Raw genomic sequence first — 15,726 nt, 5'->3', positions numbered from 1 at the left:
ATCTATGTCAACAAAATCCGGAGTGAATTTTCGGGTCCTGCGTTTACGCCAAAACGGCCCCGTGGCACGCGAAAGCGTCCCCGGCTGGAAGGCCTTCCGGGGCATCGAGAGAGGCTGCTAGCCGGGCTGGGAGGCGTTGCGGATAGCGGCTTCCAGCACTTCGGGAGAGAGTACGTGATCGATAACCATACGGCTCGCGCCCAGGATTGCGGCGTCTCCCGGTGCTTTCGCCTGCTCGATGCGCAGCCTTGACGTGGCCAGCGGCAGCGACCTGCGGTAGACCGCCTCGCGGACGCCCGCCAGCAGTTGGTCACCTGCGCGGGACAGGCTTCCGCCCACCACGATGACGGACGGGTTGAGCAGGTTGACGCAGAATGCCAGGACCTCCCCCAGGTCCCGCCCCGCCTGGCGCAGGGCATGGATCGCCTGAACATTCCCTTTCGCTGCCAGCTCCACCACATCCGTGCTGGTGGCGGCCTCGATCCCTTCGGCACGGAGCTTGGCCGCGAGGGCGGGGCCGGACGCCAGCGCCTCAAGGCAACCGGTGTTGCCGCAACGGCACTGCACGTCCTCACCATCGGGCACCCGCACGTGGCCCAGATCGCCGGAGGTGCCGTCCGCACCGCGCTGGATTTCACCGTTGCTGATGATGCCGGCGCCGATACCCGTGGCCACCTTGACCAGCAGCACGTTTTGGAAGTCCTGCCAGTGGGCGTAGCGCTCGCCGACCGCCATGATATTCACGTCGTTATCGACCAGGACGTCGGTCGCAAGCCGCTCCCCTACGAATCCGGCCACATCGAAACCGTCCCACCCCGGCATGATGGGGGGCTTCACCGGACGGCCGGAGCTGTGCTCCACCGGGCCGGGCAGCCCGATTCCCACCCCGGCGAGGTCGCCGAGGCCGCGCCCCACGTCTTCGAGGAGCTTCTGGCCGATCTCGATTACCCGGTTCAGGACTGGTTCCGGGCCCTCGGCGATGTCGATGGCTTCGGAGTGGCGGGCAAGAATGGTCGCGTTGAGGTCGGTGGCCGCCACGGACGCATGGGTGGCGCCCACATCTGCCGCCAGGACCACCTTGATGCCGGCGTTGAAGGCAAATTTCGACGGCGGCCTCCCGCCTGAGGAGGCAGCCTCGCCGGCAGGGCCCACCAGCCCCATGGCCAGGAGGGCATCAATACGGGCGGCGACGGTGGTCCGGGCAAGGCCGGTGACTTCGGCGAGTTCGGACCGTGTCCGGGCTTTGCCGTCCCGCAGCAACTGAAAGAGGTCGCCGGTGCGTGAAAGCAGTCCGGCTTCCTGGGGCGGGAACTGCTGGTGCCTGGGAACGATCGCCATGCGTTAAGGAATAGCACATCGCGGGGCCTTAGTCGCGAGAAATCTACGACTTTTGATTGACTTGCGTCAAAAGTCGCCGTACGTTGAAGAAAATCCCGCGAAGTGCGCTGCGGCACACACGCACACGCAGCTCCGAGCAGCAAGGACGCGCAAGCCATGGACTACTCGCTTCAGCTTTACACTCTTCGGCGGCCGCTGGAACAGGACCTCGCCGGCACCATCCGCCGGGTTGCAGAGATCGGTTTCACCCGGGTGGAGCCCTACAACTTCGTGGCCACGGCGAAGGAACTCGGCGCAGCCTTGAAGGAAAACGGACTCACCGCCCCCTCCGGACACGCGCCGTTGCTGACCGGGAACCAGGATGAAATTTTTGCCGCTGCGGGCGAGCTTGGCATCGGCACGGTCATAGATCCTCACGTTCCCGCAGAAGACTGGCAGGACGCCGCTGACATCCAGGCCACGGCAGCCAAGCTCAACGCGGCGGCCAGGAAGGCGGCCGCGTACGGCCTCCGCGTGGGTTACCACAACCACGCATGGGAACTGGAGTCCACCATCGACGGCCGCCCTGCCCTGGAGTACTTCGCGGAGCTGCTGGATCCGGAGCCGGTCCTGGAGGTGGACACCTATTGGGCCGCCGTCGGAGGCCGTGACCCGGTGGAGCTGCTCGCCAGGCTGGGCGAACGGGTGAAATACCTCCACCTAAAAGACGGCCCGCTCACTGCCGAGACTAAGGCACAGTTGCCGGCGGGTCAGGGCAAACTGCCCGTACTGGAGGTCATCGCCGCTGCGAAGTCCGTGGAGGTGGGCGTCGTGGAGTTCGACGACTACGCCGGCGACATCTTCGACGGCATCACCGAGAGCCTCTCGTTCCTGCTGGCCTCCGGCGAGGGAATCAAGGCATGAACACCCCCGCCACTGCCGAACCGGCCCGCAAGGGTCCGGTCGGCGTCGGCATTATTGGCGCCGGCAACATCAGCAGGCAGTACCTGGACAACCTCACGGTTTTCCCCGACCTGAAAGTCCACGTCATCGCGGACCTGTTCGAGGAGGCAGCAGAAGTCCGCGCCGCCGAATACGGGATCCCCGAGTGGGGCGGGCCGGAGAAGGCGCTGAACCACCCCGAGGTCGAAATCATCGTCAACCTCACCATCCCCGCGGCGCACGTCGAGGTGGCCACCGCCGCCGTCAACGCGGGCAAGCACGTCTGGACCGAGAAGCCCTTCTCCCTGGACCGCGAGTCCGGCCTGGGCCTGCTCAAGGCCGCGCACGCCGCCGGGATAAGGCTGGGCACCGCGCCGGACACGTTCCTCGGGGCCGGCCTGCAGACCGCGCTGCGGCTGATCCAGCGCGGCGACATCGGCACCCCGCTGACCGCCATGACCACGTTCCAGACCCCGGGCCCGGAATCCTGGCACCCCAACCCGGCCTTCCTCTTCCAGCAGGGCGCCGGCCCGCTGTTCGACATGGGCCCGTACTACCTCACCACGCTGGTCCAGGCGTTCGGCTCCGTCCGCAAGGTTGCCGCCCTCGGATCCAAGGCCAAGGATGTCCGCGTCATCGGCTCCGGGCCCAAGGCAGGAGAGGAATTCACCGTGGAGGTGCCCACCCACGTCTCCGCCATGGCCCAGTTCGAGTCCGGCGCCTCATCCCACAGCGTCTTCTCCTTCGAATCCCCCCGTGTCCGCATGGGCTTCGTGGAAATCACCGGCACCGAGGCCACCTTGTCCCTGCCGGACCCTAACTATTTCGACGGCGACATCAGGCTTTGGCATGCCGGTGACGAGGAGTGGACCGCCATTCCCGCCACCGGACCGGCGCACGGCCGGGGCATGGGCGTGCTGGACATGGCCCGCTCCCTCCGCGCCGGAGTCCGGCACCGCGCCACCGGCGACCTCGCCTACCACGTGCTGGACAGCATGGTCTCGATCACCGAATCCATGGAATCCGGCACCTTCGTGGACGTCGACAGCTCCGCTCCGGCATCCCCGGCCCTCCCCGAGGACTGGGCGCCGGAAACCGCCACCCTCTGAAAAGCAGGAACAACCATGAGCACCCTCGAAGATCCCTCCCGCCGGCCGGGCCCCAAAACACTGGGCGTGGCCGCCATCGGCTATGCGTTCATGGGCAAGGCCCACTCCAACGCCTGGCGCAACGTTGCCGCTTTCTTCGACGTCCCGGCCTTCGAACAGAAGGTCCTCGTGGGCCGGGACGCCGCAGCCGTGGCCGACGCGGCGGCAAAATACGGCTGGGCTGAGTCAGCCACCGACTGGCGTGGGGTGATTGCGCGGGACGATATCGACGTCGTCGACATCTGTGCGCCCGGCTGGATGCACGCCGAAATCGCCATCGCCGCCTTGGAAGCAGGCAAGCACGTGCTGGTGGAAAAGCCGCTGGCCAACAGCCTGGCCGAGGCCGAGGCCATGACCGCGGCTGCGGCGAAGGCCCGGGGACGGGGCGTCCAGTCCATGATCGGCTTCAACTACCGCCGCGTCCCCGCCCTGGCCCTGGCCAGGGAATTGATCGCCGAGGGGCGGGTCGGCACGGTCCGGCACGTCCGTGCCGCCTATCTCCAGGACTGGCTCGCCGACGCACAGGCACCCATGACCTGGCGGCTCCGGGCGGAAACCGCCGGGTCGGGCGCGCTGGGTGACATCGCCTCGCATGCCATCGACCAGGTCCTGTTCCTGCTCGGCGAGCAGGTCACCGAGGTCACTGGGCGGCTGCACACCTTCGTGGACCGGCGCCCCGGCGCCGCCGGCCTGGAGGAGGTAACGGTCGACGACGCCGCTTGGGCCACGCTTTCCCTCGGCTCCGGGGGGATCGCCTCCGTTGAGGTGTCCCGGGTGGCAACCGGCCGGAAGAACTCCCTCACCGTGGAAATCTACGGGGACAAGGGCACCATCCTGTTCGATCTGGAAAACCTCAATGAGCTCGGCTTCCTGGACGCCACCGAGCCCGTCAGGGAGCAGGGCTTCCGGCGGATCCTGGTCAACGAACCCGACCACCCTTACCTTGCCGCGTGGTGGCCGCAGGGACATATCATCGGCTGGGAACACACGTTCACGCACCAGGTCCGGGACTTCCTGCTGGCCATCCGCGACGGAACCCGGCCCTCGCCGTCGTTCGAGGAAGGACTGGAGGTCCAGCGAATCCTGAACGCCGTCGCGGAATCCGCCGCCGCGAAAAGCGCCCTCATCCAACTGGCGCCTGCCGCCGCCGAAACCGAAGGAGCCTGACATGCCCCGCCCGTTCACCCTGTTCACCGGCCAGTGGGCCGACCTTCCCTTCGAGGAAGTAGCCAAGCTCGCCTCAGGCTGGGGCTATGACGGCCTGGAAATCGCCGTCTCCGGCGACCATCTGGACGCCTGGCGCTGGGACGAACCCGGCTATGTCGAGTCCAAGCTCGCCGTCCTGGAGAAGTACAACCTGAAGGTCTGGGCCATCTCCAACCATCTCAAGGGCCAGGCCGTCTGCGATGACCCCATCGACTTCCGCCACGAAGCGATCGTCGGGACGAAGGTCTGGGGCGACGGCGACCCGGAAGGCGTCCGCACCCGCGCCGCCGAGGAAATGAAGCACACCGCAAGGCTCGCCAGGGCACTCGGAGTGGATACCGTCGTCGGCTTCACCGGGTCCTCCATCTGGCAGTACGTGGCCATGTTCCCGCCCGTCCCGGAAAAGGTCATTGACGCCGGCTACCAGGACTTCGCGGACCGCTGGAACCCCATCCTGGACGTCTTCGACGAATGCGGAGTCCGGTTCGCGCATGAAGTCCACCCCTCGGAAATCGCCTACGACTACTGGACCACCGTCCGCACCCTCGAGGCGATTGGCCACCGGGAAGCGTTCGGGCTGAACTGGGACCCGTCCCACATGATGTGGCAGGGCATCGATCCCGTCTCCTTCATCTGGGACTTCAAGGACCGGATCTACCACGTGGACTGCAAGGACACCAAGATCCGCCAGACCGGCCGCAACACCGTCATGGGCTCGCACCTGCCTTGGGGCGACCCCCGCCGCGGCTGGGACTTCGTCTCCGCCGGCCGCGGTGACGTGCCATGGGAAGCCTCCTTCCGGGCGCTCGCCGCAATCGGCTATGACGGTCCCATCTCAGTCGAATGGGAAGATGCCGGGATGGACCGCCTGCACGGCGCCCCCGAAGCCCTCGCAGCGCTGAAGAAGTTCGACTTCCCCGCCTCCCAAACCAGCTTCGACGCAGCATTCAAGCAGTAACCCGTCCGGACCCGCACGTAGAATCCCTGCATGAGCCACACCATCCGCAGGGCAACAGCGGACGACGCCGGCGCTCTGGCAGCGCTGGCAGCCGTCACCTTTCCGCTGGCCTGCCCTCCGTCGTCGTCGCCTGAAGACATTGCGGCGCACCTTGCCGGGACACTGGGCGAAACGCACTTCGAGAGCTATCTCGCCGACCCTGACATCACCATCCTGGTACTGGACGACGAGGGGACGCTGCACGGGTACAGCCTGCTGGTCAACCGCCCGGCGGCCGATCCCGACGTGGCGGCAGCCCTAACGCTGCTGCCGTCGGTGGAACTGAGCAAGTGTTACGTCCACCCGGAACACCATGGCCTGGGCGCCGCCGCGGAACTCATGCGTGCAAGCCTGCACGCCGCGTCGGCTGCAGGCGCGGCGGGCGCCTGGCTGGGAGTCAACAGCCAGAACGCCCGCGCCATCCGGTTCTATGAAAAGTCCGGTTTCCGGAAGGTGGGAACCAAGACGTTCAGGCTGGGGACCGCCGTCGAACATGATTTTGTGATGGAGCGGCCCCTGCCCTGACCCGTTACCGGCGAGCGTTGATGCCGGTGCTGTGGCCTGTGCCGGCTTCGCCCAGGAGCGCCTCCAACGGAGGGCGCGGATCCTTGCTGAACCGGAGACCTGGTGGAAGTCCCTCGATGCTGCCTTCGTTGCCCCGGGCGCTAATGGTCACCCGGCTGGTGTCCAGCAGCACGTTTGCTGCCCGGAACTCCCCGATCTCCCGGTTAAGGATGGGGGCCAGGTGCACCACGCCCCGGGTGAAGTCGGGGTCGAAACGGAGGAGGATGCGGGCAAGCTGCACAGGGGCGGCCGCAGCCCAGGCCTGCGGCGAGCACGCCGTAGGGTAGGGCACGGGGCCCGGGTATTCGCCGCGGTCAAAGCCGCAGAACAGCTCGGGCAGGCGGCCATCGAAATGCTCGGCGGCGTCGAAGATCGCCTGCGCCACGCGGCGGGCTTCCTCCACGAAGCCGTAGCGCATCATCCCGGTGGCCACCAACGCGCTGTCGTGGGGCCATACGGAGCCGTTGTGGTAGCTCACCGGGTTGTAGGCCCCCATGTCCGAGGCGAGCGTCCGGATTCCCCAGCCAGTGAACATCTGCGGGGACATCAGGTGTTCCACCACCTGCGCCGCCTTGTCCTCGTCCACGATGCCCACCCAGAGGCAGTGCCCGATGTTGGAGGTCAGGGCATCGACCGGTCGCTTGTCCTTATCCAGTGCTTCGGCGAAGTAGCCCTTCTCCGGCAGCCAGAACTTCTCGTTGAAGGCCTTCTTAAGCTCATTGGCACGCCCCGTCCAGTGCTTTTCCAGGTCGTGGTCGCCGCTCCAGCGGGCCAGCTGCGCGCGGCCCACGTAGGCCGAGTACACATAGGCCTGCACCTCGCAGAGGGCGATAGGCGCCTCGGCCATGGTGCCGTCTGCAAAGTTGATGCCGTCCCAGGAGTCCTTCCAGCCCTGGTTGATCAGGCCATGGTCGTTGGGGCGCAGGTACTCCACGAATCCGTCGCCGTCACGGTCACCGTAGTTGTCGATCCACTCGAGCGCCCGGTCGGCATGCGGCAGCAGAGACTCGATGATGTCGGCCGAGAGGCCCCACCGGCTCAGTTCACCCAGGAGGCCGACGAAGAGCGGGGTAGCGTCGGCAGTGCCGTAGTAGGCTGTGCCGCCCAGCGACAGGCCCGCGGTGATGCCCAGTCGGACCTCATGCGGAATGCGGCCCGGCTCTTCCTCCGAGTCGTTGTCCACCTTGGTGCCCTGGAGGCCGGCCAGGGTCTGCAGGGTCCCGGCGGCAAGTTTGGGATCAACCATCAGGGACATGTAGGACGCCAGCAGCGAGTCGCGGCCGAACAGCGCCATGAACCACGGGGCGCCTGCTGCCACCGCCGCGCGCTCCGGGTGGTGGGGATCGAAGATCCGCAGCGAGCCGAGATCGCTTTGGCTCCGGTTCAGGACGGCCTGCAGGTTGCTGTCCGCAACCGTGACGCGGGGGACGTTTTGCTCCCAGTCCCGGTGCCGCCGCACTCCCTGGCGGTGGTGCGGCTGCCCGGCTTCAGTGAACGCCTCCGCCGGCGCCTCACCGTTGATGAGCGGCACCACGATGACGCTGGTGGCCCACTTGCCGCGCGCCGGGACCGTGGCACGGAAGCGCAGCCCGTCCATGGTGACGTCTGCTCCCCTGGCCCGCACGGCGGTGCCGCGGCGCTGTCCGTTGTGGCTGGTTTCGATGACCAACTGGCCGTCCTGCACCGTGCGGGATGCCCGGGCGCCGCCGGATGTGCGGCCGCCCTTGACGTCGAAGAGGTCTGCCTGGTCCGCATCCACCAGCAGCTCGATCTCGCAGTCCACCGGCTCACCCGAGTAGTTCTCAAGGGTGATGTCGTCCTGGAGGCCGGGGCCGATATGCCGCACCTGGCGCACCACCAGCGGGCTGTCAAACCGGCCGTCCGGCCATTTGGCGCGGCCCACGAACGTGGCCCCGAACGGATGGGGCCGCTGGGCCACCAGCGGTTCGCGCAGCGAGCCGTTGATTCGCAGGACCCAGCGGGAAATAATCCTGGTGTCCTGGAAAAACGCTCCGTTCGTGCCGCCGTCGGAATTGATGTCTCCGCTTCCGGACGAGATGCAGAACGAGGAGCCCTCCACCACCGTGACGGAACCGGTCTCGGATGCGGCGGCCTCGGTATCTGCGTTCCATGCGGTCATGAACGGTATTCCTCCTCAGAGTCGGGTAAGTACAGGCGGACCAGCGCGTGCACCCTTAAAGATTCTGGTGCACGCCAACAGCATCCGGAACCCCTCCCGGGCCCTTCCCCTCAAGAAGTTCGCTGAAAAGCTCCAGGTGCTCGCTGACCATGCGCTCCTCGCTGAAGCGCTGTTCGGCTGTCCTGCGGCACAGTTCCCGGCTGAGCCCTGCCGCCGCCGGCACGAACTCCGCCAGGTTCTCCGTCTCACCCAGGAAACCGGTCCGCCCGTGCTCCACGATTTCCGGCGCTGACCCGATGCTTGTGCCGATCACCGGGGTGCCCGTGGCCAGCGCCTCGATCATCACCAGCCCGAAGGGTTCGGACCACTGGATCGGGTTGAGGAAGGCCAGGGCTTCGCCCATCAGCGCGAACTTCCCGCCGTCGTCAACCTCGCCGACGAAGTCCTCATTGGGACCCAGCATGGGCTCGATCACCTCGCGAAAGTAGCGCAGCTCATCCGGCTGGCGCATCTTGACGGCGATCCTCAGCGGCATGCCGGCGCGCCGGGCCAGCATGATGGCTTCCGGCAGCCCCTTGTCCGGACAGGACCGGCCCACGAAGCACAGGTAACCCCCGCGGCCGGACCCCACCGGCACCGCCTGCACGTCCATGCCGTGGTGGATCACCCGGGACACCGGGACATCCGGAGCGTGCGAGGCCTGGTCCCGGGAGATCGCGATGATCGCTGAATCCCTTGCCATGGCCCGGTAGATGTCCACTGCCTGCGGGTGCAGCGGGCCATGGATGGTGGTGGCCACGGGAACCTGCCGCGGCCGGTTCAGATACAGCGGCCCGGCCAGGGTGTGGTCATGGATAATGTCCACGCCGCGCAGCCCCTGATAGGCCCGGACCACGTGGCTGAGCTCCGAAATCGTATAGCCCAGGTCCTCTCCCGAGGCAGGGCGCATCCCGGGGGCTGGCCGGACCGGACAGGTGCTGTCCGACGGGGCCGCCAGCACCACCTCGTGGCCTGCGGCGGAGAACCCGCGCGCCAGGCTGTCCACTACTCGTTCAATGCCACCGTACGTACGCGGTGGGACAGGAATCCATGGTCCTGCAACCAATCCAATCCGCATCCCAGGCCTCCCAGGATCATGACTGGCCGGCCCCCAGCTGCCGGGCATCTGTGCCGTGGGGCCACTGCTTGACCTACATCCGACTATTGCCCACGATCCTGCGCGCCGCAAGACCCGCGTTCCCAGGCTCTCCTGCCGACCGTCCTGCCTGTGGTGGAACTAACAGAACGACGCCGGAATGGCCGCCGGCGCGGAACAGTTACCCTAACCATGGAGATCGAGATCTGGTCAGACGTTGCGTGCCCGTGGTGCTACATCGGCAAGCGCCGGTTCGAAGCAGCCTTGGCAGAGTTCCCCCACCGCGATTCCGTGGAGGTCACGTGGCGTAGTTTCCAGCTCGATCCGACCCTCCCGGAGCATTACGACGGCAGCGAACTGCAGTACCTGAGCACCCGGAAGGGCCTGGCTCCGCAGCAGGTCACGCAGATGTTCGAACACGTGGCGGAGCAGGCCGCAGGAGTCGGCCTCCACTACCGGTTCGACAAGGTGGTAGTGGCCAACAGCTTCACCGCGCACCGGCTGCTGCACCTTGCCGCTGTCCATGGCCTGCAGGACGCCGCCAAGGAACGCCTGCTCAGCGACCACTTTGAACACGGCAGGGACATCGGCAGCCGCGACTACCTCACCGAATTGGGCACCGGCCTGGGCCTGGATCCCGCGGAAGTCGAAGAGCTGTTCAGCACCGACAAGTACGCCGACGAGGTCCGGGCGGACTTCGACGAGGCCCGCGCCCTGGGCATCAGCGGCGTCCCGTTCTTTGTGCTGGACCGGAAGTTCGGACTCTCCGGCGCGCAACCCAAGGAAACTTTCACGGCAGCCTTGAACCAGGCCTGGAACGAGGCCCGTCCGCTGGCGATGATAGGCGCCGGGGACGCCTGCGGCCCGGAGGCCTGCACCCCTTAACGCCCTCCCCAACGTGCATGAGTTCCTGTGCACTTAGAGGCTTTGAGGCGCGTTTTTGGCCCTTCCAAGCGGACAAAACTTTTGGTGACACATCGGGGTAAAGTGTCCGTATGCCAAGGATTTCAGCGGCGAGCAACGCGGAGCAACGCGCAGATACCCAGCGCCGCATCCTCACGGCCTTTGGCGAGCTCCTCTTTTCGCACGGCCTTCCGGGCCTGACCATGACGGACGTCGCCCGCCACGCCGGGATCGGCCGCACCGCCGTATACAACTACTACGCGGACATCGAAGAGCTGCTCATCGCCTACGCCCTGGACGAGACCGAAAAGTTCCTGGCCGAGCTCCGCGATTCCCTCGCCCGGCTCGAGAACCCGGTGGAGCGGCTCGCCCTGTACGTGCGCGCCCAGGTGGTGGACCTCAGCCGCCGCCACCTCCCGCCGGGACCTGCCATGGGGGCTGTACTCTCGCCGTCGTCCTTTGCCAAACTCGCGGACCACGTGGGTGAGCTGAGCGTCCTGCTGCAGGGCATCCTGCGGGACGGCATGGAGCAGGGCTACCTGCCCGTGGCGGACGTGGGGCAGCAGGCGCAGCTGATCCTCGGGACGCTGTCCTCCAGCGCCGCCCGCGGCAGCGATGAGCCTGCCGAACTGGAAGCGCGCGTGGCGCGCACGGTGCGGTTCATCCAGCAGGGCGCCGGGGCAAGGTTCGACGGCGCCGGCAGGCCCGTGCGGCTCGGCCCGCCTTCCGCCCTGGCCGGGTAGGTCCGTCAGGGTGTGGGTGCCGCGGACGGGACCACCGGCCATTTGTCATCGTCGGCGATCCTCCGGCTGTCGCGCGGACAGCTCAGCGCGCCCGGCGTCTGGTCCACCAGGTCCGGGGGCGTGAGCGCACTGTACTGCTGCGCCAGGATCACATCCACGCTCCCGTCCGTCCGGCTGTCCTGGAAATAGTCCGAGCCGGGCAGGTGCCGCTGCACGGTAAACGCCGCGGACTGTCCGGCAGCGCCGGAAACCACCGCCGCCGTTCCCCGGTAATTGGCGTCGGTGTTGGCCGCCGCTCCCACCACGAACTTGCGGGCCAGCAGCTCCTTGCCAACGGTCCGGGCCAGGCCCGGCCGGCTGGTGGAGTTGAACACGTTCACATTGACCTTGTCCGGGGACACGTAGTTGAACGTGGCGTCCGGGCAGGTGGAAACAGTCTCTTCCGCAGGACCCAACGCCGGGATCTTGAGCCGTTCGTCCAGCACGGCGAGCGCGGTGATGACGCCGGCCGCGATGATCCCCAGCAGCAGGACCAGGACAATTCCATGCAGGGCCTGGCGCCGGACCCGGGCGGTCTGGTCCGCACGGGCTGCCTCGAACGTGGCGCGCAGTTCGGAGCCGGTGACCACATGGTGGCCATGGAGGATGCTGGGATCCTGGATCTTCCTAGCCATCCAGCACCAGGACCCGGGCGTGGATCGCGGTGCGCTGGTGCAGCGCGGTGCGGACAGCGCGGTGCAGGCCGTCCTCCAGGTAGAGCGTTCCCTGGTACTGCACAACATGCGGAAAGAGGTCGCCGAAGAACGTTGAATCCTCGGCCAGGAGCGCTTCGAGGTCCAGCGTGCGCTTGGTGGTGACCAGTTCATCGAGGCGCACCGGTCGCGGCGGGAGGGCCGCCCAGTCCTTGGGCGTGTTGTAACCATGGTCGGGGTACGGGCGTCCCTCGCCCACAGCTTTAAAGATCACTCTGCCACCCTAGGCAAGCGGCAGGCCCGGGGAAAGTAGCGTCCCCGGCCTGGCGCCAGGTTGTAGCCAAACGGTAACCATGTCACACGCGGTGATGTTCGTCGTCGGAGCCGTCCGGCACGGGCGGCGGCTGACAGAATGGGTGCATGACCTCTGATTTTCCTGCTGTTCCCGCGCCCGGCACCGCCGTGCCGTCCGCCCCGCCGCTGGCGTTGCTGCTGGACGTGGATGGCCCCATCGCCAGCCCCGTCACCCGGGAGGTTACTGACGGGATCATCCGTGACCTGGTGGCGCTGGCCGCCGCCGGCATCCCCGTGGTCTTTAACACCGGCCGGTCCGATGCGTTCATCCGCCAGCAGGTCATGGAGCCCATGATCGAAGCGGGAATTCCCTCGGGCACCGTCGTCCACGCCGTGTGCGAGAAGGGCGCGGTGTGGTTCAGCTTCACCTCCGCCGGTCCCGGCCCTGTCCACGTTGACCACGACCTGGCCGTCCCCGCCGCCTACGGCGATGACGTTCGGCGGCTGGTGGCCGAGGACTACGCGGCGCACATGTTCTTTGACGAGACCAAGCGGGCCATGGTCTCCGTGGAGCAGCACATCGAGGTCCCCAACGCCGACTACCTGGCCGAGCAGGCATTGTTCGACGCCGAGGCGATGGAACTGATGGCCCGCCACGGGCTCGGGGTGGTGCGGCTGGACCACCATGCGCCCAATTCCGACGACGAGGTGGACTACCGTGTGGATCCCACCATCATTTCCACGGACATCGAATCGGTGCGGCTGGGCAAGGATCTCGGCGCCAGCCGGGCAGTGGAGCTGCTCGCCGCGCAGCACATCACCCCGCAGGCGTGGCGCACGGTGGGCGATTCACGCACGGACTACGCCATGGCGGACTGGCTCCACCACAACGACCACCAGGTCAAGCACGTGGACGTCCGGCCCGCCGACGGGGTTCCGGACAAGCCCTACCCCGTCCTCACCGCCGCGGACCTGGGACTGCCGGAGACGGTGATCCACGACGGCGCCGGCGCGGCCTTCCTGCGCAGCTGGCGTGAGGCGCTGGGCGTCTGAGCCCTTCCCGGACAGGGCTATCATCCAAGAAGGAATACTTACTTTTCACAGCATGGAGACCACCATTACAGAAGCACCGGTCCAGGACGAGGTCTACTACGGCGCCCAGGCGTCCGTGGAGGAACAATTTCCTGCCGAGATCACGTCGGCTGCGGCCGAGCAGCGCCTCAAACACCGCCCTGACGTCATCCGGCACAAGGGACGCTATGCCCTGATCAACCACAACCGCACGCCCTACCAGGCGATGGTGGAGGACCTGCTGTTCCTGCGCAACGTCCTGGACAACGCCGGGCTGGCATACCTGCTGGTCCGCGGCAACAATGACAGGCCCGTCATTGCCCTGGACTGGAAGGACCGGAAGAAACTGCGGGCCGCGATGGTGGAAGCGTGCCGGGACGAGCCTGTCTACTCCATGACCGTGGACGCCAAGAAGAAAACCTCCATCCTGGTGGCCGACGGCGAACTGTCATCCAACCGCCAGGCGCGCATCTTCCGGATCTACCGCCCGCGTGTCGAGCCGGTGGGCGGTTTCGAATTCGGCGCGTCGGCAGGTGTCCAGATCGAGCTGTGGTCCTTCAAGGGCGACGAGATCATCCTGCCGATCGAGAACTCCCTGACCCGCCGCACCCTGCTGCGGCAGGACGCTGTCCGCGGCACCGTGGACCGGTACGGACACACGTGGCCCACCATCGAGAACATGTTCGCGGACCACGCCAGCGACATCAGCTTCGACATCGACCTGGTGTTCTCCTGGGTGGATGGCAGCTCGCCGGAGTACATCGCGGCCCGCCGCGCCCAGCAGAAGGACGTGGTCCTGGGCGAAGGCGACGACCATGAAGCCCGGTTCCGGCAGATCAACGAGCTCAAGTACGCGCTCCGGTCCGTCTACATGTTCGCGCCCTGGATCCGGCGCATCTTCATTGCGACGGATTCGCCGGCCCCGGAGTGGCTGGCTGACCACCCGGCGGTCACGATCGTGCGCAGCGAGGAGTTCTTTGCCGACCCCTCCGTGCTGCCCACGCACAACTCCCAGGCGGTCGAGTGCCAGCTGCACCACATCGAGGGCCTGTCCGAACACTTCCTCTACTCGAACGACGACATGTTCTTCGGCCGTCCCGTCAGCCCGGACCTGTTCTTCACCCCGGGCGGAATCACCAAGTTCATCGAGGCCGAAACCAGGATCGGGCTCGGCGAGAACGCGGCCGAACGCAGCGGCTTCGAGAACGCGGCACGGGTGAACCGCAAGCTGCTGTGGAACCGGTTCGGCCGGATCACCACCCGGCACCTGGAACACACCGCCGCCCCGCTGAGGCGCAGCGTGGTGGAGACCATGGAGCTGGAGTTCCCCGACGAGTTCCGCAAGACCGCGGCCAGCCGGTTCCGGGCCGCGGACAACATCTCCGTGACCAATTCCTTCTACCACTACTACGCGCTGTTGACCGGCCGGGCCGTCACACAGACGGCCGCGAAAGTCCGCTACGTGGACACCACCATGCGGTCCGGGCTGAAATACCTGGCCAAGCTGCTGGCCAAGCGGAACATGGACATGTTTTGCCTCAATGACGGAAGCTTTCCCGAGGTGGACGCCAACGAACGCGCCGCGCTCGTGACCGACTTCCTCGAGAAGTACTACCCCATCAAGGCGCCCTGGGAAAAGTAGCCCCGCGCCGCCTAGCGCGACGAGGGTTGTCTGACGGTGCCGCGCTTGGCGGTCTCAGGGATGCGGATGCCGGCAGCCTCGAGCCGACGCGCCGTCTCCGCCGGAGTCACGTACTCCCCCACCGTGGCCGAGCCGCCCAACGGCACGACCGAATGGACAATGGTGTGTTCGTAGACGTGGACCAGGTTGAACGCCTGTCCGCCGTCCCGGCCGCGGGTCCCGCCCACCGGTACGTTGAGGTCCTGGGTGTAACAGCTGGCCGAAGCGACGGAGACCGGGATTCCGGCGAACGTGGCTGTGGTGGAGTAGTGCAGGTGGCCGGCCAGGATGGTGCGGACGTCGGAATCGCGCACCACGGCGGCCAGGGAGCTCTGGTCCCGGAGCTCCACCAGGACCGACAGATCCAGCACCGACGGAACCGGCGGATGGTGCAGGGCCAGGATGGTGCCGTCCGGGGCGGGGGTTGCCAGCTCCGCGGCGAGCCATTCGAGCTGCGTGGCGCTGAGTTCGCCGTGATGGAACCCCGGGACCGAGGTGTCCATGGTGATGATGCGCAGGCCGTTGATGAAGTAGCTATGGTCCACGGGAGCATCGGTTCCGGGCTGGTCAAGCAGGCCCTTGCGGAAGTTGGCCCGGTTGTCGTGGTTGCCCATGGCCCAGATGACGTCGGCGCCCATCTCGGTGCAGGCGGGTTCCACGATGGCGCGCAGCTTGGCGTAGGCTTCCGGATCGCCCTTGTCCGCGAGGTCGCCGGTGAAGATGACGGCCTCGGGCCGCGCGCCGGACTCTTTGACTTCTTCGAAGAGCTGGATCAGCCGGGCTTCGCTGTCAACGGCGCCGTAGAGGGGCTCTGGCCCGCCTACCAGATGGGGATCGCTCAGGTGGAGTAGGAAGTGGCGTGGCCGGGGATGTTCGGCCTCGATGTGCTCCAT

15 protein-coding genes are annotated in these 15,726 nt (G+C 66.9%); 9 read left to right on the top strand and 6 right to left on the bottom strand.

Annotated features, from left to right (window positions below; all coding sequences use genetic code 11):
* Positions 1-117: 117 nt before the first annotated feature.
* Entirely contained in the window at positions 118-1,338 is a 1,221-nt protein-coding gene (locus ACIQCN_RS09785) for an ROK family transcriptional regulator (RefSeq protein WP_400606687.1), read from the bottom strand.
* Between the two features lie 156 nt (positions 1,339-1,494).
* Between ACIQCN_RS09785 and ACIQCN_RS09780 the strand changes: the two genes are divergently transcribed.
* From ACIQCN_RS09780 to ACIQCN_RS09760, 5 genes are read left to right on the top strand one after another with little or no spacing between them, the layout of a single operon-like run.
* Positions 1,495-2,241 (top strand): sugar phosphate isomerase/epimerase family protein, encoded by a 747-nt coding sequence (locus ACIQCN_RS09780; protein WP_400610659.1) that lies wholly within the window; start codon positions 1,495-1,497, stop codon positions 2,239-2,241.
* The gene (locus tag ACIQCN_RS09775; RefSeq protein ID WP_400610657.1) at positions 2,238-3,368 is read left to right on the top strand and encodes a Gfo/Idh/MocA family protein; all 1,131 of its coding nucleotides are present in this window, start codon (positions 2,238-2,240) and stop codon (positions 3,366-3,368) included. Before ACIQCN_RS09780 ends, ACIQCN_RS09775 begins: the two co-directional genes overlap by 4 nt.
* Positions 3,369-3,383: 15 nt before the next feature.
* Entirely contained in the window at positions 3,384-4,574 is a 1,191-nt protein-coding gene (locus ACIQCN_RS09770; RefSeq protein ID WP_400610655.1) for a Gfo/Idh/MocA family protein, read from the top strand.
* 1 nt (position 4,575) lies between these two features.
* Entirely contained in the window at positions 4,576-5,571 is a 996-nt protein-coding gene (locus ACIQCN_RS09765; protein WP_400610653.1) for a sugar phosphate isomerase/epimerase family protein, read from the top strand.
* A 30-nt stretch (positions 5,572-5,601) separates the two neighbouring features.
* Positions 5,602-6,135, top strand: coding sequence for a GNAT family N-acetyltransferase (locus tag ACIQCN_RS09760; protein ID WP_400606675.1), 534 nt, complete (start codon positions 5,602-5,604; stop codon positions 6,133-6,135).
* A 4-nt stretch (positions 6,136-6,139) separates the two neighbouring features.
* Here ACIQCN_RS09760 and ACIQCN_RS09755 read toward each other — a convergent pair whose 3' ends face one another.
* Together ACIQCN_RS09755 and ACIQCN_RS09750 are read right to left on the bottom strand one after the other, a co-directional pair.
* Positions 6,140-8,314 (bottom strand): glycogen debranching N-terminal domain-containing protein, encoded by a 2,175-nt coding sequence (locus ACIQCN_RS09755; protein WP_400606672.1) that lies wholly within the window; start codon positions 8,312-8,314, stop codon positions 6,140-6,142.
* Between the two features lie 55 nt (positions 8,315-8,369).
* Complete coding sequence (locus ACIQCN_RS09750; protein ID WP_400610651.1) at positions 8,370-9,431, bottom strand: glycosyltransferase family 4 protein; 1,062 nt, start codon at positions 9,429-9,431, stop codon at positions 8,370-8,372.
* Positions 9,432-9,641: 210 nt separating this feature from the next.
* On the opposite strand from ACIQCN_RS09750, the gene ACIQCN_RS09745 reads away from it, so the two are divergent.
* Positions 9,642-10,334 carry a DsbA family oxidoreductase gene (locus ACIQCN_RS09745; protein ID WP_400606668.1) on the top strand — a complete coding sequence of 231 codons (693 nt, stop codon included), beginning with the start codon at positions 9,642-9,644 and terminating at the stop codon, positions 10,332-10,334.
* Between the two features lie 110 nt (positions 10,335-10,444).
* Complete coding sequence (locus ACIQCN_RS09740; protein WP_400606666.1) at positions 10,445-11,095, top strand: TetR/AcrR family transcriptional regulator; 651 nt, start codon at positions 10,445-10,447, stop codon at positions 11,093-11,095.
* Between the two features lie 5 nt (positions 11,096-11,100).
* Here ACIQCN_RS09740 and ACIQCN_RS09735 read toward each other — a convergent pair whose 3' ends face one another.
* Complete coding sequence (locus ACIQCN_RS09735; RefSeq protein WP_400610649.1) at positions 11,101-11,769, bottom strand: LytR C-terminal domain-containing protein; 669 nt, start codon at positions 11,767-11,769, stop codon at positions 11,101-11,103.
* Positions 11,762-12,061 carry a type II toxin-antitoxin system VapB family antitoxin gene (locus tag ACIQCN_RS09730; RefSeq protein WP_377216618.1) on the bottom strand — a complete coding sequence of 100 codons (300 nt, stop codon included), beginning with the start codon at positions 12,059-12,061 and terminating at the stop codon, positions 11,762-11,764. The genes ACIQCN_RS09735 and ACIQCN_RS09730 overlap by 8 nt, the downstream gene beginning before the upstream one ends.
* A 146-nt stretch (positions 12,062-12,207) precedes the next feature.
* On the opposite strand from ACIQCN_RS09730, the gene ACIQCN_RS09725 reads away from it, so the two are divergent.
* Positions 12,208-13,134, top strand: a complete 927-nt coding sequence (locus ACIQCN_RS09725; RefSeq protein WP_400606662.1) for a hypothetical protein — start codon at positions 12,208-12,210, stop codon at positions 13,132-13,134.
* A gap of 52 nt (positions 13,135-13,186) precedes the next feature.
* Positions 13,187-14,794, top strand: coding sequence for a stealth family protein (locus tag ACIQCN_RS09720; protein ID WP_400606660.1), 1,608 nt, complete (start codon positions 13,187-13,189; stop codon positions 14,792-14,794).
* An 11-nt stretch (positions 14,795-14,805) separates the two neighbouring features.
* Here ACIQCN_RS09720 and ACIQCN_RS09715 read toward each other — a convergent pair whose 3' ends face one another.
* Positions 14,806-15,726, bottom strand: coding sequence for a phosphodiesterase (locus ACIQCN_RS09715; protein ID WP_400610647.1), 921 nt, complete (start codon positions 15,724-15,726; stop codon positions 14,806-14,808).

The organism is Pseudarthrobacter sp. NPDC092424 (genome assembly GCF_044754925.1).
GTDB lineage: Bacteria > Actinomycetota > Actinomycetes > Actinomycetales > Micrococcaceae > Arthrobacter.
Note: the sequence above shows the minus strand (reverse complement) of the source record. Positions and strands in the feature narration are given on the sequence as shown.